This window comes from Amycolatopsis samaneae, from assembly GCF_039541975.1.
Taxonomy (GTDB): Bacteria; Actinomycetota; Actinomycetes; order Mycobacteriales; family Pseudonocardiaceae; genus Amycolatopsis; species Amycolatopsis samaneae.
Window position 1 is genome coordinate 42,917 of sequence record NZ_BAABHG010000021.1, and the last position, 22,322, is coordinate 65,238.

The window sequence follows — 22,322 nt, forward strand, 5'->3', positions numbered from 1 at the left end:
CGTGCGGAAAAACGCCGAGCGGCCGTCCCGCCCGGCACGCGACCTGGTCGAGTGCTACCCGGCGAGCGTGCTCTCCTGCGCGGGCACCGTCTGCTCGGCCAGCCAGCGCACGGCGCCCCGCGTCCCGTCGGCCGCTGCGGTGCGCTGGCGTGCCGAATCGGTGCCTTCCCGGCGCAGGACGCCGAGCAGCGTCTCGACTTCGTCGAGGTCGCCCGTGGCGGCCAGCGCCGGTCGTACGTGCGCGAGCAGCGCGCCGACCAGTTCCCACGCCGGCCTCGGCCGCTGGACCGCCGGATCCACCAAGGACCCGGTGAGCCCGTGCCGCGAAGCGGTCCAGACCGCTGTCGCGGCGACCTGCGGGCACAACGGCGCCGCTTCCCGTCCGTGATCGAGGTCGGTGAGGGCGCGGCGCACCAGCGCGCGGCTCAGCAGCGCCTGCAACACCGCGCCGTCCACGGTCAGCGCGGTGTCCGCGACCCGGAACTCGACGGTCGGGAACCGGCTCGACGGCCGCGCGAGCCAGAAACTCTGGTCCGGGTCGACCAGCCCGCCACAAGTCACCAGCGTGTCCACGGCCTTCCGGTATTCGGCGTGCCCGCGCAGATGGGGCGCGATGCCCGCCCCGGGGAACCGAGACTGCAACACCATCCGCCAACTGTGGTGGCCGGTGTCCCGGCCGTGGTCGGACGGTGAATTGGCGGACAACGCCAGCAGTGTCGGCAGCCAGCGGCCGAGGTGGTTCACCACCGCGACGGCGGTGTCCGGATCGGGTACGCCGACGTGCACATGGCATCCGCACACCTCGTAGTCGGTCACCAGGCCGCGGTAGGCCGCGTCGATGTCGGCGTAACGCCCGGGGCCCGCCCCCGGAGCGTCGCAGGGGCCCGGGCCGATCGAGGTCCCCGTGGCGAGCAGCGCGCACTCCTCCGCCCGCGCGGCGCTCGCGAGCACCCGGCGCGCCGTGGTCAGCTGGCCGCGGAGCCGGTCGGCGCCGGTGCACACCCCGGTCGCCGATTCCACCTGGGTGAGCCGCAGCTCTCGGTTGATGACCGCGCCGCCGGGAAGTTCTCCCGGAGCACAGCGGGAGATGACCCGGTCGGCCCGCGGGGACGTCCGTCCCGTGCGGGGGCTCGCGAGGAGGAACTCTTCTTCGACGCCCATCGTCGGCACCTCGTCGGACATGGCCGCCCTCCTTCCGGCAGTACCCCGTGAGTTACCCGCCCGCTTCGTCGCGAAAAGCTCCGGGACGTGTAATCAGCCGGATCTCGGGAACCCGTTTCACACTCGACGCCCCACGCGGGGCAAGCCACCGGCCCCGGAGGGCGTCGCGCCCGAGGGTGGCCCGGTCGGACGGCGTCGGCACAGCAGGGGGCCGGCGCCGCCTCCCCATCGACCGGGCCACCCTCATTCGCCGTGTCGAGCGTGGCTCAGCTCAGCCGGGGGAGGTCGCCGGGGGCGCGCAAGCCCAGCCGACCGAGGCCAAGGCCCGCGGCGGCGAGCACAGCCGCGGCGGTCACTAGCGTGAGCTGATCACCGGGGCCGGGACGCACCACCGAGACAGCTTCGATGCGGGCTGGCGGGCCCAGCCGTGGCATCCCGCGGTCACGTCGCGTGCGCATCCCGGCCCCGGTGCCGGATCGGTTCACGGCCGCCCGTCCGCTAGCAGCGGCCGGGAGCGCGGAGTGCGGTCGCGATCGACCGGCAAACCACCGGCCCGATCCCGACGTTGACGTGGAGTGCGGGGCTGGGGGAGACGACGAGAGCGTGATCACTGGCCGGGAGCGGCCCTCCGTGATAGAAAGTGGAACAGGTATTCAACTTGTTTCCTGGACGACGGGACGCTCATGCCCAACCTCTACCGCGAGCTGTTCGCCGCCCCCGGAGCCAGGGGTTTCGCGTCGGCGGGTCTGGTTGCCCGGCTGTCGCTGCCGATGACCCATATGGGCATCCTGACCATGCTGTCGGAGTTGAGCGGGCGCTACGGGCTCGCCAGCGCCGTCGCGGGCACCTTCACGCTGTCGATGGCACTGATCGGCCCGCAGGTTTCCCGGGTGGTGGATCGGCTCGGGCAGGGGCGGGTGCTGGTGCCGGCGACCGGGATCAGTGTCGCCGCCCTGGGCGCACTGATCCTATGCGCCTACTACGAAGGTCCGATGTGGACGCTGTTCGCCCTCGCGGTACTGGCCGGGTTCATGCCCAGCATGGGCGCGATGGTGCGGGCGCGGTGGACCGAGCTGTACCGTGGCTCGCCGAAGCTGAACACCGCGTACTCGCTGGAGTCCGTTGTGGACGAACTCACCTACATCATCGGGCCCGCGCTCGCGGTGATGCTGTGCACCACACTCCTCCCGGCCGCCGGCCCGGCACTGGCAGCGGCACTCCTGGTCGCCGGCGTCGTGTTGTTCACCGCGCAGAAGCGCACCGAGCCGCCCGTGCGGCCGCGCACCCAGCGGGACGGGGGCTCGGCGATCAGGTCCGGTGCGGTGCTGATCCTTGCCGTCACCCTGCTGTTCGGCGGGGCGATCGCGGGCACCGTGGACACCCTGGGCCTGGCCTTCGCCGAGCAGCAGGGCCAGAAGGGCGCCGCGAGTATCGTCTTCTCCGCCTACGCGCTCGGTTCCGGCCTGTCCGGGCTGGTGTTCGGCGCGCGCACCTGGAACGTCCGGCCGGTCCGGCTGCTCCTGTTCGGGGTGGCGGGTACGGCGGCGACCACGCTCCCGTTCCTGGTGGTCGGCAACGTCATGACGCTGTCTCTGGCGGTGTTCTTCGCCGGGATGTTCTTCGCCCCGACCATGATCGTCGTCATGGGCATCGCGGAACAGGTGGTGCCGGCGGCCAAGCTCACCGAGGGCATGACCTGGCTGATCGCCGGGTTGAGCGTCGGGATCGCGCTCGGTGCCGCGGTGTCCGGGCAGGTGGTGGACGCGCTGGGCACGCGGGCCGGTTTCGGCGTCGCCATCGCCGCCGGTGCCCTGGGGTTGCTGACCGTGGTGCTCGCCTACCGGCCGCTGCGGTCCAGGACCGAGGCGAAGCCGCATGCCCCGGTGGGCGAACTCGCCGCCTGCGGTTAGCTTCGGGGCATGACCGAACCGAGCCCCGCAGGCAACACCGACGAGTTCTCCGACGGCCGCCGGGCCAAAGGCGAGCGTCGCCGACGCGCACTGGTCGAAGCCACGTTGCGGGTCATCGAACGTGACGGCGCCTCCGGCGTCACCCATCGCAGCGTCGCCGGCGAGGCCGGCCTGCCCACCACCACGCCGACGTACTACTTCGACGGTATCGACGGCCTGCTCACCGCGGTCCTGACCAGTTGCCTCGACGAGGACGCGACGCGGCTGCGGCTGCTCACCGACACCCCCGGCGACAACGTGTCGAGCCGCCGGGCGCTGGCCGAGCTGATGGCCGAGCGGGTGGCGGGCCGGTCACGGCTGCTGGCCGAGTTCGAACTGTGCCTGCTCGCCGCGCGACGGCCGGAACTGCGCGACTCGACCGACCGCTGGGCGAAAGCACTCGCCGGCTTCGCTCGGCGCCACACCGCCGACCCGGCACGGGTCGAACTGTTCGTCGGTGCCTACGACGGGCTGCTCCTGCGAGCCCTGCTGGCCGACCGCAAGCCCACCCCGGACGAGTTCGAAGCGATGCTGCGGAGCCTGCTGCCCGACGAACCCGGGGCCCGAGCCTGACCGAGTGACCGGCCGCCCGGCCAGGTGCGGCAGCGGCGCCGGTGTGGGTGACGGCGTGCCCATCCGGGTGCGCGCCCGACGATGAGGCTGCGATGTCTTCGTGGGCGGCGAATACGGCATGCGCAGGCAGGCGCACAGGACGTTCACGGTCATCTGACGCTGGCTCGGGTTGTCCTGCGCTAGGCGCTCCAGCGCCTACAGTCCCGCCAGCCGCACGGGTGCCTTGTCCGAACCGAGCTGGTCAGCCGCCTTCGGGTACAGGTCGGTGATCCGCCGCTCACGGGCGTCGTCCTCGGTGGCCGACGCGACCCGTTCCGGGTGGGCCCAGGTGTCGACGGCCTGCTGCTGGAAGGCGAACAACTGCTCGGAACCGGCTGGGTTTGCGGGTCAGCAGGGAGATGACGACGCAGCCGAGTCCCATGCACACGACCATCGTCCGGGTGCCGGCGAGGTGTGCGACGGGCCCGAGAACGGCTGTGCCGATGGGGATCATCGCGCGGTCGGTGCCGGCGATGCCCATGACGCGGCCGAGGAGGTGTTCGGGCACGGTGAGCTGGATGGCCGCCCGGTTGGCGGTGCGGTAGCACTGGCCGGTCAGGCCCACGGCCACCATCACGACGCCCGCGCCGAGCGCGGCGGCGTCCCCGGTGAGTCCGCTGGGGACGAGCAGGACGAGGAGCGAGATTCCCAGGAGCACGGCACCCCCGGCGGCCAGGCGGGCGGGGTCGGCCGGTGGTCTTCGCGACATCGTCGTGGAGGCCGCGAACGCGCCCACCGCGCCGCAGGTCAGCAGTAGGCCGGCGGTGCCTCCGTCACCGTCGAACAGGTCCTTGGCCAGCAGCGGCATCATCGAGGTGTAGGGGAAGGCGAACAGCATCGGCCCCATCGCGAGCGCGATCTGGTGCCGCACCGCTCTGTTCTCGCGCAGGAAATGCCGTACCGAGTGGTTCGATCGCGGCGGTTCGATCGCCGTCGGGGGAGCAGCCGGCGAGGGTGGTGGAGACGGCGGATCCGGCAGCAGGGTCAAACAGCACAGCGCGGCCAGCGTGCAACAGGCGTTGAACCAGAACGCGGTGGTGACGGAACCGATCGTGAGGAGGAGCGCGCCGATCGCCGGGCCGAGGATCATGGCCGTGTTCAGGCAGGCCGAGTTCATCGCGACCACCGCCGTGAGCGCCCGGCCGCCCCGCAGTGATGGCAGCAACGTCTGGCGCAGTACCGGTTCGGCGCTGCCCGCCGATGCCCGGAGGAGGACCGCGGCGTACAGGAGCCAGAACGGACCCGCGACGGTGACGATCCACGCGAGCCCGAGGGTGGCGGCGAAGAGCGTCACGCGTGTGGCCGCCAGCAGGCGGCGTTTGTCGAAGCGATCGGCGAGCCATCCGGTCGGGGCGGTGAGCAGCAGGATGGGCGCGAGCCGCAGCACGTTCACGGTTGCCAGCGCCGTCGCGGAGCCGGTCCGTTCGAGGACGTACCAGTTCAGCGCCACGAGATCGGCCGCGTCGCCGATCCGGGACGCCACGGTCCCGGCCAGGAACACGCGCAACGGCAGGCGCTGGGAGCGGTGGGCGGTCATGGCACCCGGTTCCCGGCCCCGTGCAGCGGATTGGGCTGGGGAAGGTAGATGTCCTCGCCGGTGGGGTGCAGGCGCATGAGCCCGAGTGCCTTCTGCGGCAGGTGAGGAGCCAGCAAGAACTCCAGGTCCGAGGCGGCGCGGGAGCGCAGGTTCTCGGGCAGCCGGTCGGGTAGGCCGACCATGGTGGCGCGGACTGTCGCCCAGAGGCGTTCGCCGGGAAGGCCGTAGGACGAGGAGAGCGACTTGACCACCTGTGCGATGTTGGCCTGTAGCAGCGCGTGTGCCACCTTGGCGCGGACCTCGTCGATGTCCTCGGTGAAGTTGATCGAGCCAGGATGGGCGGTGAATTCGAGTCCCGCGTCCCGCAGCCTGCCGGTGTGGACGCGGATCCCGCCGAAGTCGCGGAGGAGGACACGGACCGGCGTTTCCCCGCGCATCACCAGCATCGTGTTCTGCATGTGGGCTTCCAGGCCGATCCCGTAGTGCCACAACAGGGGCAGCCCCGCGGAAAGCATCAGGTCCGCGTACGCACCGAAAAACGCGAACGCGGCGTCGCGGGTGGGGACGGCAAGGCGGCGAGCGCGTTCCTCGATCAGTTCCGCGAGCACGGTCCCGCCCGGATGCGCGGACAGGCCGAACAGCGCGCAGGCGGACAGGACGACTTCGCCGGGGCGCGCGTGGTCGGCGGGATCGGCACGGAGCAGGGCGGACAGGCCACGTTCCCGCGCCCGCGAGGACGTTCCCGCTTCGGGCGAGAACGCGATTCCGGCCAGATCCGGTACGCAGTCGACCTTTCCGCAGGTGATGGGGTCCGCCGCGAGGAGGCGGCGCAGGAGACGGCTCAGCCGAGGACCGTTGGCGGTGGTGGCCGGCGAGATCGTCCGGCGGGTCGAAGTGAGCTGGACATCCAGCGAGACCTTCACACTCAGTCTCCGGCCGTGCCTGCCCGGCGCGGCGGTGACCAGGGTGCGGACCGACACGGTCGGCCGGCACGCCAGGCGCGCTTCGGGGAGCGCGACGATGGTGCCCGCCGCGAGTTCCTCACGGTACTCGTCCGGCAGCATCACCCTGGCCTGCCACGGGTGTACGGGAATCAGCTCGTAGTCGGAGGGTGCGTGTCCGCGGGCGGTGAGCGCGCCGACGGCGTGCGCGGCGATCGCGGGGTAGTGGTCGGCCAGGACCGCTCCCACCGAAGCACCGGATCGGTCGGGGGTCGAGACCACGGAGTCCTTGCGTACCGCCACGAAGACGAGGCCGACGGTGTCCGCGCTCTCCGGACAGTAGGCGAGGGAATCGGCCGGGGTGAAGCCGTGGCGGGCCCGCGGACACGGGTGGATCGTGTGCCCGTCCGCGCACGAGGCGTCCAGATCGAGCGTGCGGTCGGAGGCGGCGCGCCCGCCGGGTGCCGTCCCGGCTCCTTCGGGGTGCGTAAGGAAACGGCGCTGGACCGCGGCCCTGGCCAGGGCCAGGTTGCGGGCGGAGTCGACGAGCTCGGCCCGCAGGCCGCGCCAGCCGGCAGCGCCGGTGGACGGCGTGTCGTCCAGGATGAGGTCGGCCAGTTCTTCGGGCCGCTGGAGCCGGCGGACTTCGTCGCCGTCGCGGACCACGATGGGGCTCACCACCTCGTTGGCCGCGAAACCGGTGTCGGCCCGGCACACCGCCGACAGCGTCCGCCCCGACGGCATCGTCACGCAGGCCAGCGTTCCCGTGCGCGGAAGGCCCGGCCCCAGCGCGGTGAGGACGGCCGAAGGTGCCGGAGGCCTTCCCACGAGGAGTTCGCTCTCGGTGATCCGCGCGGCGAGGACGAGGCCACGTTCGCGGAGTATCGCGCTGAAGGCGCCGTTGAGAGTGCGCAGCCGCGCCTCGCCGAGTTCGTCAAGCCAGGGTTGCACGAGGTCGGGTTGGTTCTCGCGGAGTCCTGTCAGCATCTCGTCCTCCGCCTCGCTGAGCCCCGCCGGGACGGTGGCCGGCGCGGAGGCGGCGAGCGGGTTCGGGCCGGTGACGTAGCGCTGGTCGGTGACGAGGGCGTTCAGGCGCATGGTCAGCATCGCCTTGTGCCGCCACGGTTTGGTCAGCAGTTCCTCGGCGTCCGTCCTGGCGTCGGTGGCCTCGTCGTGGCAGCAGGCCGACCTGCCCAGCCGCAGGAAGGTCCGCTGTACGCATCGACGCACCACGGACCACAGCCGCTGCTGCGCACACCTGGTCGCGTCGGCGATCGCGGCGACCAGTTCCCCGAGATGGTTGCCGAAGAGCGGGAAGTACAGCTTGGCACGAACAGAGGCCGCGTCGGGCGCGAGCAACGCGGACCCGGGACGCAGCTCGGCGGTGAAACCTCGACGGGCAAGGCGGGGCTCGAACAGGCGCGCGCCACCGAGGTCCCTGACCAGGACGCGGTGCGGCCACCGGTCCTTCAGTACCAGCACGGTGTTCTGCGGGTGCGGTTCCAGCGCGATGCCGTAGCGAACCAACAGGGTCAGCGCGGGTGGGACACACCGCTCGACATGTGCGCCGAGCCACCGCGGGGCGACGTCGGCCACGGGCGTGCCGGTGACCGACGAAATCTCGGAGAGCAGGTCGTGGACGAGACAGGCACCCGTGAGCGGCGATTTCGCCAGCAGCGCGGCGATCGGCATCGCGAGCTCGTCCTCGCCGAGCAGGTCTTCGCTGTCTTCACGCAGGATCGCGCCCAGCGAACGCTTCCTGGCCGGGGTCCCGTTCGCCGCCTCGCGCGCCGACCGGGGACCGCGGTCTTCGGGGGGAACGTAGGCGACGCTGCCCAGCTCGCGCAGTACGGCGAACCCGGGGCGTCCGTCCGCCGTGGTGAGCGCCAGGTCCAGGTCCCCGGCCACGATGTCCGTGAGCAGCGCCGACATGCGGGGGCCGTTGTGCACCGCGGCGGGGGAGACGCCACGGACGGCGTTGGTGAGCTGCACCTCCAGCGCGGTCTTGATGTGCAGCCCGGTGCTCGCGGCGGGCTCCCGCACGGCCAGGGTCCGGACCGACATCAGCGGCCGGGCCGGGAGCCCGGTGCGGAGCGGAACCACCGTGCCGTCGGACAGCGCGTCGGCGTGCAACGCGGGCACGGCGTGCCGCAGCTGATGCGGATGCACGGGAACCAGCACATGACGTGCGGGATCCAGCCCCGCCGCCCGCATTTCCAGTTCCGCCGCGGCGATGGCGCGGGGGAACGCGCGGCGAAGCACCGATTGTGCGGATTCGAAATTACTCGCTCCCGTCGCCGCGACCCGGGACACCGCGATCAGGGCGACATCGAACGCCGCACCGAATTCAGGAGAAAACCGGACGACCTCGTCCGGGGTCATCCCGATCCTGATCTTCGCCGCCGGATGCAATGGATGCCCGTCGACGACCATCCGTTCGAAGGGGACGAGCAGTGAACCTCGTTCTCCCGAAATGCGGAACGCATTGACCAGTGAGGTGAACGGATGCTCTTCGACCTCGTCGGCGAAAACACTGTGATCCCGAAGCTCGCTGGCAAGGCGATCCGCGGCCGCCAGTGACAGGGCGTGTCCCGTGACGCTTTCGGCGATCTCGGAACGCAGGCGCGCCCAGCCTTCGGGAGTGCCGCCGACAAGGCCCTGCTCCACGAGAGCATTCAGCAGGTCCACGGGATCCTCGACCACCCGCCGGCCGGCAGCCGGGCCGAACATCACCGGGCCGCGAAGATCGAGACGACCGGTGGCCGTGGCCTTCTCCATACGAAACTCGAGACCACGGTCCCGCGCCGAGGTCGCATCGAGCAGGCCTTCTCGAAGCAGGGCGGACAGCAAACGGGACATCGCGGTGGATCGGGCGCGCGGCAAGGACGTGAGATATGCCCTGGCAATATCCTGCGCGGCCGCGCTCTCGGATTTTCTGAGCGTCATGAAGACGGTTTCTTCATGGGGCGCCAGTGCGATGTCCGAAGTGTCTTTAATGCTCTTTTCGCTCGCCTGAGCGGAAGTTGACATGGGACACATGCTGTCCACGTCGCGGTTAACCGTACAGGAACATTCAGGTAAACAGGAGGTGAACGAGTTTATCGTATCCAGTTGTTTAGGGTGCCTTATTATATTGTCTCGCAGAAATTGTGTAGTAGATCGGCTCTCGATTTAAATTGCACCTAGAGTCTTACTGTCGTGTTTAACCTTCCGCAAATGTATGACCGCTTGTTGGTGCCCGCTACGGATACCGCGTGTGTTATCTGTCAGGTTATGGCCGGTTGATCCGCTCGAGGTGCGGCCCGTGCGTCAGCAGGTCGCGGCCGTGAGGTCGTGGTCCGTCTCCGCCGGCGCGGTCATAATCGCGCAGCGACAGGCCGGTGTCGCCGTTGATGATCTCGCTGGAATGGAATGCCCCGAATTGTGACTTCGTCCGGGTGAGCCGTGGTGCGATGCTGGTACGCGTGAACGAGCCGTCCCGGCCGACGAATGTGACCCGGGCCGATGTGACCGGCGTGGTGGTGCAGGCCGGTACGGTGACTGGTGGAGTGCATATCCGGATGCCGGGCCGGGATGTCGTCGTGCCCCGGCAGTTGCCCTCGGCGCCCCGTCGGTTCACCGGCCGGGAGCGGGAACTCGACAGGATAGTCAGCTTGGTGGGTACGGCGACGGGAGGCGGCGGCGCGGTCGTGGTGTCGGCGATCAACGGGATGCCGGGAGCCGGTAAGACGGCACTGGTGCTGCATGCCGCGCGCCGGCTGTCGGAGCGATTTCCGGACGGGCAGTTCTTTCTGGACCTGCACGGCCATACCGCTGGCCGCAGGCCGGTCGAGGCAGTGGACGCTCTCGGTTCGCTGCTGGTCGCCGACGGGGTGTCCCCGCGGTTCCTGCCAGTAGGTCTGGATGATCGCGCCGCGCTGTGGCGTAGCCGGGTCACCGGTCGGCGAGTGCTGCTCGTCCTCGACGACGCTGCCGGCCATGCCCAGGTCGAACCGCTGCTTCCTGGGTCGGACGCGGGGATGGTCCTGATCACCAGCCGCCGACGGCTGTCGGCGTTGGACGCCGACTCCCTCGAGCTGGGTATCCTGACCGGGCACGAGGCCGCGCAGATGTTCCTCCGCCTCGTGCCGGTCGCGCGGACCGATCGCGCCGCTGTCGAGGAGTTGGTGGACCTGTCCGGCCGCCTTCCGCTCGCGATCGTGCTCCTCGCGGGCATCCTGAACTCGCGTCCTCAATGGACGGTGAGGAGCCTGGTTTCCGACATCTCCGCCGCCACGAGCCGGCTTGCCCGGTTGAAGGTGGACGACCGTGCCGTGGCCGCGGCGTTCGAGTTGTCCTACCGGTGTTTGCCCGGCATCGGGCAGCGTCTGTTCCGGCGCCTCGGACTGCATCCCGGTGCCACGGTGGACCCCTACGCGGTCGCGGCACTCGAAGAGGTGCCCGTTGCCGAGGCCGCCGAGCGGCTTCGGGTGCTGTACGACGACCACCTGCTCGACGAACCGACCCAGGGCTACTACCGGATGCACGAGCTGCTCCGCGAGTACGCTCGTGACCTGGCCGCGGCCGAGCCCGCACAGCAGCGTGGCCGGGCAGTCGGTCGCCTGCTGGACTACTACCAGCACACCACCGCCATCGCCTGCCTGGCATTCAGTCGAAATTCGCGTGCTCGCGCACCGGTGGTGGCCCGCGTTCCGCCTACGGTGCCACAACTGTCGGATTCCGGCGCGGCGTTACGGTGGCTCCGCGCCGAACGGGGAAACATCCTGGCGTGTGTCGACCACGCGTATGCGTGCGCCGACGACACACGCGCCGTTGGCCTGACCGCCGCCGCGGCTCCGTTTCTTCGGTACGCCGGTCCCTGGGATGTGGCTGTGCGTTGCCACGAGAACGCGGTCGACGCCGCCCAGCGCGAGGGTGACCGGCACGGCGTCGCTCAGGCACTGGGGGATCTCGGCGAGATCCGATCGTTGACCAGCGACTTTTCCGGTGCGATCGAGGCGTTGCGCCGCGCGCTCGCGATCTGGCGTGACCTGGTCGTCCTGGGCGGCGAGGCCGACGCGTTGACCGGACTCGGTGTCGTACAGGAGCAGACAGGTGAGTACGGCGCCGCGATCGACTCCTACGAGTCGGCACTGGCGATCTACCGTGGGATCGCGGATCGGTCGGGCGAGGCGAACGTCCACCGGGGGCTGGGGGCCGTGTACCTGTACATCGGGGACTACCCGGCCGGGATTCGAATGCACGAACGCGCGTTGGCGCTTTACCTGGAGCTGGACGATCGGCTCGGGGAGGGCAACGCGCACTGTGCGCTGGGCAATCTGGGCTGGCTCACCGGCGACTATCCCGGCGCGACCACGTCGCTGGAGCAGGCCATCGGCATCTTCCAACAGGAGGGTGACCGAAACGGTCTGGCCACGGCGCTGAACAACCTCGGCATCGTCCTGCACCTGTCCGGGAGCTTCGATCGTGCCGGCCGGGCACAGGAGCGTGCTTTGGGCCTGTACCGGGCCCTGGGCAATCGCCGTGGTGAAGGTAACGCGCTCAACGAACTGGGCATCGCGCGGTGGCTGAACGGGGACTACGGCGGTGCCCGGCAGGCGCTGCGACAAGCGCTGGGCATTCATCGTGCGATCCACGACCGTCGAGGCGAGGCCAACGCGCTGCACCAGCTGGGCGCCGTGCACCGGCTCGTCGGGCGGTATCAGGACGCGATCACGACGCTGCGTCGGGGACTGGTCGTGTTCCGCGAGATCCACGACCGTCGCGGCGAGGCCAACGTGCTCAACGAAATGGCCAACTCACTGTGGATCATCGGCGACTACGGTCAGGCGACCGAACTGCTCACCCGGGCGCAGGCGATCCAACGGGACGTGGGGGACCAATACGGCGAAGCGAACGCCCTCCAGCAGGTCGGCACGATACGCCGGCTGACCGGCGACGCGCCGGGCGCGGGAGAGGCGCTCGTCCGGGCGGTCGGACTGCAGCGCGACGTGGGCGACTCGCGCGGCGAGGCGGCGACGCTGCGGCAACTGGGCGCGCTGCACATGGACGCAAGGGACTACGTGGCCGCGGCCCAGGCACTTCGCCGGGCACTACAGCTCCACCGGCGCGTCGGAGACCGCGTCGGTGAGGCGGGCACTCTTCACCGGATCGGGTCACTGCACCTCGCCCGTGGTCGGCCGGACATCGCGTCACGCTGCTACCGGCGCGGGGTGGCTTTGGCGAGGGATCTCAAAGCTCCGTGGGAAGAAGCCACCGGACTGGAAGGGTTGGGACGGGTCGCCGAGCACCTGGCGGACGTCCGTTCCGCCGCTACCGCACTGAACCAGGCTCTGGACATCTACCACCGGATCGGTACGGCCGACGCCACGCGCCTCGCCGCCCAGACGACAACGAACCCCGCGTGGCAACGTCCTGAACGCGACACACCGCCGGATTGACACGGCCTCCCGTGCTCGCCGGGACCGTTGACGACACAGGCGGTGCGCGAGGTCTTTGCCGAGGGGAGGGGATGGCCCCACCCCGGATCGTGGTGTGTGCCCGAGTGCCTGGTGGTGTCCGGGCTGGGATCGTGTTCGCGTAGACGTGGTGGCGGACGGGCTGGGGAGGCTCTCACGATGTCGAGGTCTGGTTGGGTGATCGGGGTGGCCGCGACGGTGATCGTCGCTGGTGGCGGTGTCGTGTCCGTGCCGGCCAAGGCGGACGCGGCGACGGGTTCGGTGCTGCGGGCGGCGGTGGACAGGCTGACGCGCGAGGTCGGGTTTCCCGGCGCGCTCGCCACGGTGAGCGACCCGCCCCGGCCGAGCGGCGCCGGCGGGCACCGGACCGTGCGCAGCGGAGTGGGCGACCTGAGCACCGGGCAGCCCGTGCCGTACGACAGCCGGGTCAGGATGGGCAGCAATGCCAAGCCCGTCCTGGCCACGGTGGTGCTGCAACTGGCCGAACGAGGCCGGATCGACCTGGACGCACCCGTTGAGCGTTACCTGCCGGGGCTGGTGCGCGGCCATGGCAATGACGGCCGCGAGATGCACATCCGGCATCTGTTGCAGCACACCAGCGGGGTGCCGGACTTCACCGGTGATCTGCCGTTCACGCCGCGAAACCTGCCCGGCCGGTTCCAGCGGTTCAGCGGCAAGGAGCTGCTCGGCCTGGCGCTGGCGCACCCGGCGACGTTCCAGCCGGGGGAGGCGAACCGCTGGGCGTATTCCAACACCGGCTACGAACTGCTCGGCATGGTGATCGAGAAGGTCACCGGGCACAGCTGGCAGCACGAGGTGACCGAGCGCGTCATCCGGCCTCTGGGCCTGGACACCATGTATCTGCCCCGTACCGGGGAGCTCGGCCTGCGCGGGCCGCACCCTCGCGGCTACGTGACGGTGCCCGGCCCCGATGGCGCGCGGCTGGCGGACATCACCGAGTTCGAACCGTCCGCTCTCGGTGCGTCCGGCATGCTGGTATCGACCCCGCGCGACTTCAACCGGTTCCTGACCGCGCTGCTCGAGGGCGATCGTCGGCTGCTGTCACCGGGCACGCTGGCGGAGATGAAGCGGCCGGACCCGGCGACGCGGTTGTGGCCTGACGCGGGCTACGGGCTCGGCCTGATCCGCACGCCGCTGTCCTGCGGCGGCTACTTCTACGGCCACAGCGGTGATGTACCCGGTTACTCGACCTTGACCGGCGTGGCCGTCGACGCCGGCGAGCGCACGGGGCGCAGCGCCACCGTCGCCGTCACCCGAGCAGCCGACACCATGGACCAGGGGATGAACCTGGTCAAGACCGTGGACATCGCGTTGTGCGACCGGAAGACGACCTGAGCCGCGGCCGGGATATCCACGCGCAAATGAAGCAGACCGTCCCGTCAGCGCGGAGGTCCAGCAGCTGTGGCCCGGTGACCGCTACGGGCTCGGCCTGGTCGAACGCCCCCTGGGATGCGGCGGGACGTACTGGAGCCACGAGGGCGGGGACGGCGGTTACATCAACCTCAACGGCGTCACCGACGACGGCAGGCGAAGCGCCGTGGTCTCCATGTCCGAGGCTCGCGGCGACACAGCCGAGCACATTCTCGCCCAGGAGAACGCGGCCGGCGCCCTGATCGACCACGCACTGTGCGCGGGGCCGGCACCGGCATCTTCTGCTGTTCAGTGGGGGAAGGTCCAGAAGATCACTTCGCCGGGTTGAAGGGTCAGTGAATCCGCCGCTGTGTCGGGGATCGTCTCGCTGAGGACCTTGGAGTCACCGACCAGTCGCGTCCGGGTGATGGGCCTGGCGGTCCGGTACTGGGTCAGGCTCGCGTTGATCTGCTGGGGGACCTCGGAGATGTTCACCGCGATCAGCGCGTTCCCGTTGGGCCCGCGTTTGGCGCCCGTCCGGACGGAGTCGCCGAGGTCGATCACGTTGGCCTGCGGTTGCAACAGATACGGTTCCAGTCCGGCGACCACGTTGAACACGTTTGACATCGCCTGCCAGCGTGCCGCTCCGACCCCGGTCGGCCCGGCGCCGGTTTGCAGATCGCGTGCGCCGACGTTCGCGTTGGCGCGCACGTCTTTCCACTCCGTGGAGTCGAATCCGTAGGCCCGCACACCGGACATGCCGCGGATCGCGGCATAGGCGACTCCCGCGGCCACGGAAGCCGGGCGCATGCCCGGGCCCTGCAGGGTGTCCTGGCCGGCGGTGTAGTGGGAACCCGGGCCGCGTTTCGTGTAGAACGGGCCGGTCGTGCTGACAAGCAGGATGCTGGGCTTGTCGGGCTGGAAGGCGTCGCCGCGGCCGATGGTTCCGGCGTCGATGCCGTCGATGTACTCATGGGTCGACTGGCCCGACGGATACGTCCCACGCGCTGTCAGTATGCTGTGGTAGATGCCGTTGTAGTCGGAGAAGCTCGGGTTGCCGGTCCAGTTCCGCACGGCGTCCGCACTCGCGATTCCCAGCGCTGTCCACGTGATTCGCGGGCGCGGGGTGGAGTTCATGGTCGCCATCAGCTGGGTGAACGCATCGTCCGCGACACTGGGCGGTGGGCTCTGCCACCGGCCGTCGGTCGGTGTCGGGGTGCTGCCCCAGGCCGCGGTGACCTCGTCGACCATGTCGATGCCGATGGTCCGTCCGGTCGACGCCGCCCAGCTCAAGGCATCCCGGATCTTCGCCTGGGAAGTCGGTTGGGGGCACGCCGCGGCCGAGCAGACGCTGTCGGCCGCTTCCGTCTTGGTCCGCGCGATGTCGTCGCCGGTGAGGTACAGGCTCATGTTGTTCTGGGACGCCACGTCGGTGATGTCCTTGCGGAAGCGCTGCATGCCCTGCGCCCACAGGGTGAAATCCCGAGCCGCGCCGTCGGCCGGATTGGCGTAGAAGCCGGTGGTCATCGTGTTGATACCGGCCTGTTGCGCCAGCCCGCCGAGGGCGGGGTTGCGTGGGCTGGTGTACTCCGCTTGTCCGAGGTTGAACATGGTCCGCATGAACGTCGAGTCCGGCTGGTACGCGGTGACGATCTGCCCGCTCTTGGTGAACTGCGGGGCGTCGTGGTGCTCGCGCACCGCCACCCGGGTCACCGAGCTGAGGCCGTCGCGGGTCGCGGTGACCTCGGCGAAACCCGGCTTGTTCGCGGTGACCAGGCCGGACGGCGACACCGAGGCGATGGCCGGGTCGGAACTGCTGAACGACGCGGTGACGTCGTTGGACACGCCGTCGGTGTACACCTCGGACGCCTGCAGCCGCTGGGTTTCCTGGGGGACAAGGAAGACATCCTTGTACTGTGACCGCAAACCCATCAGGGTGTGGCCGTTGTCGACCTCGACCGTCACCTGGGTGGCGCCGAGCGCCGGGAACGGGGCGAACCGGGCGTCTTCGAGGGTCAGCGCGAAGAACAACTCGTGCTTCCCGTTGCGCAGCTTGGTGGTGTCGAGCGTGTAGGTGAAGTCGTTGACAGGGGCGAAGGTCCGCGGAATGGGGGTACCGTCCACGTAGAAGTTCCAGATGTGGTTCTGTCCCTGGCCGAGGTTGTGATCGGTGTGCACGGTCCACGGGACCTGGTTCCCGTGCAGTGTCGTGGCCGGATTCGGGGACACCAGCGAGACGTCGGTAAGGCCCACCCCCGGTGTTTCGTTCGCGATCTTGAACGGGACGGGAGCGGTACGGCCGGTGATCCGGCCGGACGCGTCCCGCGTGACGGCTTCGACGGTGACGGTTCCGTTGTACCAGTTGGCGGTGTGCCATCCGAGGTCGTGGACAGGGCCGGGCAGCGGCGGGATCAACTCACCGTCGGCGTACAGCGGCCTGCCGTTGAGCAGGTATTCCACACTGCCCGTCGCGCCGGCCACCCGGAACACGGTGGGCCCGCCTATCGTCGCCCCTGGCGCGGGCGAGGTGATCCGGAAAGCACCACCGGACGGGACGATCGAGTCCACGGCGATGTTGTCGAGGAACACTTCCGGCGCGTCTCCCTGCCAGCCCCGCGTGAGCCCGAAACCGGGGCCGAACAGCACCGCACCCGTGTTACGTGGATCGCGCATGGCGCTCGGCCGGAAGTCCACGGTGACCGCGGCGCCGACCTGGTCGCCGTTCAGGAAGTACCGGAATGTCGCCCGCCCACTGTCGTCGGACGGGTCGGGCAGCGTCCCACCGTCCGTCGTGATGTCGGCGCGCACCTGCAGCAACGCCCATTGGTCGAGCACGCCGGACAGGTCCACCTGGTGCGTGCCGAGGCCGCCGGGGTCCGAAAGACCCCACTGGCTGCCGCCTCCCTCACGGGCCAGGTAGGGCTGTGGCCTGATCCCGTAGGTGGACGTCCCGGCGTGTGACGGGGTGTAGACCTGGGTGGAGACGAGCAGGCTCGTGGTTGTCACCTGGTTCGTCCGCACCGGGATGGCCAGCAGCCGCGAGTCATCCGCCCGGACGTCGGTGCCGGTCTCCGCTGTCCCGGCTGTGCCACCGGCCAGCGTCCCGGACACGGGCGGGCTGTCCGACCCGACGGGCGGTGCTCCGCCGGCGCGGAACCTGCTGTGCCCCAACCACAACGCGCTGCCGTCGAACGAGCCGGTCGTCGGGGGCGCCTTGCTGGCGACGACATCGGTGACCCGCTCCGGGGGCTGGCCGGCACCGTTTTTCACCGCGATGTCATACGTGCCCGCGCGCTGGGAATTCGCGCCGTCGAAGAAGCGCAGGCTCTTACCTGGCGGATAGGCGAACGCTCCGTGCAGAGCCATCCCGCTGCCCGCCAGTGCGTCGGTTCCGCTGCCGGCCGACCCGAACCCCAGTGTGTAGTGGTTGACACCCAACTGCTCGCCCGCGGACAGCGGGCCGATCGGAGCCGCAACGGCAACGGTTCCGTACACACCGGACAGTGTCATCGTGACGACCGTTGCCAGGCACAGTGTCTTCGGTCCTCGGCGCACTTTCCTGCCCCCCGGCTCGGCTCGATCTACGGCGCACTCGGTGCCAGGCTATCGATCACGTCCGCGACGGTCTTGCACGAAAGGGCCGCGAAGCGGGCCGCGTTCCGGGCGACACGGCTCGTGGGCGACGAACGCGGCGAGATCGGTGGGGGAGCCGTGGACACCTGGACGACCACGCACCTGCGGGTCCGGCTTGGAGCGTCAGGTTTTCCGGGCTCCGAGCGACTCGCGGTACCAGCCCGCTGCTTCGGCCAGGCGTGTGGCGAACCCCGGGCCGGGTGACACGCCCGTCCGTGCCCAGATCCGGCTGCTCTCGTACCAGTGGTCCTGGGTGAGCAACGAGTACTGGTGGTCGGTCAGCGCGGGGAGCGCCGCGCGGGTGAGCGCGCGGTGCTCCTCCCACGGCAGATCCTCGACCGGCACGGGGACGTCGAGGAGCGAACACACTTTCGTGATCAGCTCGCGCATCGGGACCGGCACCGGATCGGCTACCTGGAAGACGTCTCCCGCCGCGGCGAGCCCGGGGGTGAGCGCCAGGACCGCGATCACCGCCGCCAGGTCCGCCACGGCCACCAGGGAAGTCCGCGCCGAGCCACCCGCCGCCCACGCCGGGACCGCGCGAGCCCAGCGGACCAGCGTCGGGACGACATGGCGGTCGCCAGGGCCGAAGATCAGGTGCGGTCGTAGAACCGCTCCTCCCGCGGCCAGCACCAGGCGCTCGGCCGCCAGTCTGCTGCGGCTCGTCGGGGACGCCGGGCCCGTCTCGAGGCCGGAGCCGCCCACCGGTTCCCGTTCACCCCGGTGGACGCCGTCGCGGTAGACCGCGCACGTGCTGAGGTACAGCGTGCGCGCGGTACCCGCCTCCTCCAGAAGTCTCGCCGTGCCCTGCTCGTTGACCGCCGTGCACAGCGCCGGGTCGCCGCCCACCTGAGAGGCGAGGTGGAGCACCGTCGTGATCCCGGCGCCGGCTCCGGTCAGGCTCGCCGGGTCCCTGAGGTCGCCTCGCCACGTCGTCACGCCCGCTTCGGACGCCCGCGCCGGCAGCGGACGCCGGGCGAGGGCGCGGACCCGGGGGCCAGCGCCCCGCTCGACCAGCTCCCTCAGCACCGCGGTGCCGACGAAGCCGGTGGCACCGGTCAGCAGGATATCCGTTTCGCCGTCGGCGTTCACGACAGACGCATCTCCAGGGTGCCCCGCGCGGCCGTGGCGTCCCGCTGCCGCAGCTCGACCCGGACGGTGCGGGTGCGGTCCGGGTCGGCGGCGCCGGCATCGGTGACCAGCAGGCACTCCGAGTCGAACTCGACGTAGGTGCCGAATTCGAAGTCCGCGCGCACCGGGAGCGCGTACGGATCGCCGACCGCCAGCAGGGCCGCCTGCCGCGCGCCTTCGATCAGCGCCATGCCCGGCACGTGGTCGACGGGGTGGTCGAAGAGCACCGCGTGGTCCGGGTCGAACCGCAGCGACCACGTGCCGTCGGTCGCCGTCGCCGACACCAGTACGTCTTCCGCGCGTTCGCGGCCTACGGCGGCCGGGTTCACTGGCGGCAGGATCGTTGCCTGGAACGGCGTCGCCGCGAAGTGGTCGCCCCGCACCCGGCGGTAGACCGCCGAGGCCACGCAGCGCCAGCGTTCGGTGGCGGTGCCGATCAGCCGGTCGTCGCGGAAGCACTCGAAGTCCAGCCGCATGCCGCCGACCTTCCCGCCGCGATACTCGACCTCGTGCGCGGCGACCCGCAGCACGACGTCGACCGGGCGGCCCAGGGTGGCCAGCCCCGTCTCGCCGACCGTGTAGGCCTTGTGGTCGGAAAGGAAGCTGTGGCTGAGCGGGACGCCGTAGGCGCGGTGCGCGATCAGCGGCACCGCCTGCCGGACGGTTTCCGCGTACAACATCGGGTCGTGGAACTCCGGTGTCCGCGGCCCGAAGAAGCCGTGCCGGCGCGGCCACTGCGCGCCGACTTCGAACCGGCCTTCGCCGAGGACGTTCAGGTCGGTGACGAAGACCTCCGAGACGGCCGCGCGGTGCACGAGGCTGCGCGGGACCGTCTGCTGGAAATCGACTTCCCTCGTCACCGGAAGCTCGTCGATCGCGGTTTCTCGTATCGCACTGTGCGCAGCGGTCTGCACTTGTTCCTCCCCAGTCAAGGGCCGTCGCGTGGGGCCCGGTGTTCGCGTTCGTCGCGGTGTGGAAACGCTCTCCGATCTTCGGGTGTAGTGCATCCGGGTTGTTCGATGTGGCGTGCTGGACGTTGAACAACAACCTCTGAACAATGACCACATGGGGAGGGGGGCCGACCATGCCACGTCCGGAGCGTCCACTGGGTGGGGAAGAGACGTCGTTGCTGCGGTTCGCGGCCGATCTGCGGCGGCTGCGAGCGGAGGCGGGGAGCCCGACCTACCGCGATCTGGGAGCGCGGACGCACTACTCGGCGGCGAGCCTGTCCGAGGCCGCGGCGGGCCGGAAACTGCCCAGCCTGCCGGTCGCACTGGCGTACGTGAAGGCCTGCGGCGGGAACGACGCCGAGTGGGAACAACGCTGGCGCGCACTGGTCGCCGAGCTTTCCGCGGAAGCCGGCGTGCACGAAGCCCACGTCCGGAATCAGGCCGCCCAGATCCGCGACGCGGACACCGCGAATGCGGCTCGTGATGCCAAGCGGCGTGCCGCCGCGGTCAATCTGGTCGTGGCGACCCCGGAGTTGCTGATCCAGACCGATCGCGACTTCGTCTACGTGATGTGGGAACGGGCCTCGGGTCCGCGGGTGAAGTCCGCGGCACGAGCCGCGTTCGAGGGAACCGCCGACGGGCTCCGGGAATTCATCGAAACCGGGATCTTCCGTGCCCGCGCCCAGGATCAGCGGGACAGGATCGAGGCTGACGAACGCACCGGCAGAGAAGAAAAGGCCGCCCTCGCGGCGAAGGACGCCCGCACCCGTGCCGCGGCGGTGCTGGGCATCCTCGTCACCCCGGCGATGCTCATCGAACCCGAGGACAATTTCGTCCTGGATCTGTGGGACCGGGCCGCTCCGGGTACGGAAGTCGCCGCGGCCGCCGAGGCGGCGCTGCGTGACCCCGAACCCGGTGCGCTGCGCCGGTTCATCGAGACCGGCATCTTCGGGGCCAATCGCCGCGACCGCGACAACAGGCTCAAGAAGAAGATCGGCGCCGACCGGCTGCGCGCCTTCGAACCGCGCACCCACGCCGACAACGGCAAAGTCCATCCCGCACTGGTCGCCGCCCACTGGCACTGACCGTGCGTGCCTTCGGCGGGATCGGGTTCGTCCGTCAGGTGGCCGTGGCTCCGGCTGTGAATCCTTGTCTGATCAGTCGCTGGCCGGACATCGAACAACCCCGGTGCCCTACACCTGAAGACCGTCCACACCGGCGAGACAATCCGCGGGAAAGGCGCCTTCGTGAATTGCGGAAGACATATCGAGGGGTTATGTCGTCCAGGGACCGAGAACAACGTTCCGGTCGACGGTCGCACACCGAGCCAGGGAGCCGATGGGCACGGATACGCCGGCTTACTCCGATGACTTCGGGACGGGACCGGTGTGCGCGACTCGGCGTCGTACCACTACGGCGATGACGGTCGCGCCGGCGAATACCGCGGCGAGCAGGACCCAGCCGGCCGGGCCGAGTGCGATCACCGCGCCGGTGAGCAGAACCGGGCCGATCAGGCGGGTCGCGGCGGCCCTGCCGAGCCCGAAGCCGGACAGGTACTGGGCCCGCTCCGCCGGTGGCGCCAGATTGAACGACAGCGTCCACGCGGCGCTTACCTGGCACAGCTCACCCGCGGTGGTGGCGAGCACGGACAGCGCCAGCAGTACGACGGTGCCGGTTCCTCGTGCCAGTGGAGCGATGGCGAAGCACGCGCAGGCCGTGGCGAGGAAGACGCCGGAGGCCGCGTATGACCGCCAACTGTCCATTATGGATCGTATGCGGGCGCTGACCGGCACCTGCAGCAGCACGCACGTTATGGTGTTGACCGCGTACAGCACGCCGAACAGCCCCACCGGCGCGTCGGTGCGGGTCGCCAGCCACACCGGCAGCGCCACGTTGAGGATCGGCAGCCACAGGGTGAGAACCGCGTCGTAGCAGGCGATGGCGAGCAACCGGCGGTCGCGGAACACGGCCAGCCGGGAGGGCCGCTTCGCCCCGGCACGTCCCGGCACCGGCGCCAGGCGGCTCAGCAACAGCGCGGCGACCCCGAAGGTGAGGGCGTCGGCCACGAACAGCCAGTGGTATACGACCTCGCTGCCGGTGGCGACCGCCGCGGCGGCGATGAGGCCGCCGATGCTCATCCCGATGTTGAGCACGGTGCGCTGGGCGCCCATCACCGTGGTGCGGGTTTCCTCGGTGGTGCGCTCGCCCACCGCGGCCTGGGTAAGCGGTATGGCGGCGGTCTCGGTGACGATCACGATGGTGGTCAGTCCGAGGAAGCCCCACCACTCGCCGACGAGCGGGTAGCACAGGGTGGCCGCCGCGCGGCAGACGTTGATCAGGATCAGCACGCGCCGGGTTCCCCACGCGTCGGACAGCGCGCCGAGCGGGACCGCCGCCAGCAGGGCCACCGCGCCGGCGAGCGAGAGACCGACACCGACCGAGGTCGGGGTCAGTCCGATGAAGCGCACGAAGTACACGGTGGACGCCGTGACGAACACGCCCGTGCCGATCCACTCCACCATGGACGCTGTCAGCAGCCATGGGAGAAAATGCCGGACGCGTTCGCGCACGGTGCTCAT

The 22,322-nt window shown here is 70.2% G+C and carries 12 protein-coding genes and 1 pseudogene; 5 read left to right on the forward strand and 8 right to left on the reverse strand.

Going from position 1 to position 22,322, the window contains the following annotated elements; genetic code table 11:
* Window positions 1-54: 54 nt before the first annotated feature.
* The gene (locus tag ABD987_RS39475) at window positions 55-1,182 is read right to left on the reverse strand and encodes a carboxylate-amine ligase (protein ID WP_345406924.1); all 1,128 of its coding nucleotides are present in this window, start codon (window positions 1,180-1,182) and stop codon (window positions 55-57) included.
* A gap of 662 nt (window positions 1,183-1,844) precedes the next feature.
* Here ABD987_RS39475 and ABD987_RS39480 point away from each other — a divergent pair.
* Window positions 1,845-3,071: an MFS transporter gene (locus tag ABD987_RS39480; protein ID WP_345406927.1), complete on the forward strand. Its 1,227-nt coding sequence runs from the start codon at window positions 1,845-1,847 to the stop codon at window positions 3,069-3,071.
* Window positions 3,072-3,080: 9 nt separating this feature from the next.
* Window positions 3,081-3,683: a TetR/AcrR family transcriptional regulator gene (locus ABD987_RS39485; protein ID WP_345406930.1), complete on the forward strand. Its 603-nt coding sequence runs from the start codon at window positions 3,081-3,083 to the stop codon at window positions 3,681-3,683.
* A 96-nt stretch (window positions 3,684-3,779) separates the two neighbouring features.
* On the opposite strand, the pseudogene ABD987_RS39490 reads toward ABD987_RS39485, so the two are convergent.
* The 3 genes and pseudogenes from ABD987_RS39490 to ABD987_RS39500 all read right to left on the reverse strand — a co-directional run.
* A pseudogene (locus tag ABD987_RS39490) lies at window positions 3,780-3,980 on the reverse strand (pentapeptide repeat-containing protein); the annotation flags it as partial.
* Entirely contained in the window at window positions 3,961-5,259 is a 1,299-nt protein-coding gene (locus ABD987_RS39495) for an MFS transporter (protein WP_345406933.1), read from the reverse strand. The pseudogene ABD987_RS39490 and the gene ABD987_RS39495, both read right to left, overlap by 20 nt.
* Window positions 5,256-8,978, reverse strand: coding sequence for an IucA/IucC family protein (locus ABD987_RS39500; RefSeq protein WP_345406937.1), 3,723 nt, complete (start codon window positions 8,976-8,978; stop codon window positions 5,256-5,258). Before ABD987_RS39500 ends, ABD987_RS39495 begins: the two co-directional genes overlap by 4 nt.
* Before the next feature lie 686 nt (window positions 8,979-9,664).
* Between ABD987_RS39500 and ABD987_RS39505 the strand changes: the two genes are divergently transcribed.
* Complete coding sequence (locus ABD987_RS39505) at window positions 9,665-12,640, forward strand: ATP-binding protein (RefSeq protein WP_345406940.1); 2,976 nt, start codon at window positions 9,665-9,667, stop codon at window positions 12,638-12,640.
* A gap of 177 nt (window positions 12,641-12,817) precedes the next feature.
* On the forward strand, window positions 12,818-14,014 hold the full coding sequence (locus ABD987_RS39510) for a serine hydrolase domain-containing protein (protein WP_345406943.1): 1,197 nt from the start codon (window positions 12,818-12,820) through the stop codon (window positions 14,012-14,014).
* A 324-nt stretch (window positions 14,015-14,338) separates the two neighbouring features.
* On the opposite strand, the gene ABD987_RS39515 is transcribed toward ABD987_RS39510, so the two are convergent.
* From ABD987_RS39515 to ABD987_RS39525, 3 genes are all read right to left on the reverse strand, one after another.
* Window positions 14,339-17,524, reverse strand: a complete 3,186-nt coding sequence (locus ABD987_RS39515; RefSeq protein WP_345406946.1) for an Ig-like domain-containing protein — start codon at window positions 17,522-17,524, stop codon at window positions 14,339-14,341.
* Window positions 17,525-17,785: 261 nt separating this feature from the next.
* On the reverse strand, window positions 17,786-18,754 hold the full coding sequence (locus ABD987_RS39520; RefSeq protein WP_345406950.1) for an NAD-dependent epimerase/dehydratase family protein: 969 nt from the start codon (window positions 18,752-18,754) through the stop codon (window positions 17,786-17,788).
* Window positions 18,751-19,653 carry a ScbA/BarX family gamma-butyrolactone biosynthesis protein gene (locus ABD987_RS39525; RefSeq protein WP_345406953.1) on the reverse strand — a complete coding sequence of 301 codons (903 nt, stop codon included), beginning with the start codon at window positions 19,651-19,653 and terminating at the stop codon, window positions 18,751-18,753. Before ABD987_RS39525 ends, ABD987_RS39520 begins: the two co-directional genes overlap by 4 nt.
* 224 nt (window positions 19,654-19,877) lie before the next feature.
* Between ABD987_RS39525 and ABD987_RS39530 the strand changes: the two genes are divergently transcribed.
* Window positions 19,878-20,828 carry an ALF repeat-containing protein gene (locus ABD987_RS39530; RefSeq protein WP_345406956.1) on the forward strand — a complete coding sequence of 317 codons (951 nt, stop codon included), beginning with the start codon at window positions 19,878-19,880 and terminating at the stop codon, window positions 20,826-20,828.
* 273 nt (window positions 20,829-21,101) lie between these two features.
* On the opposite strand, the gene ABD987_RS39535 is transcribed toward ABD987_RS39530, so the two are convergent.
* Window positions 21,102-22,322 (reverse strand): MFS transporter, encoded by a 1,221-nt coding sequence (locus tag ABD987_RS39535; RefSeq protein ID WP_345406959.1) that lies wholly within the window; start codon window positions 22,320-22,322, stop codon window positions 21,102-21,104.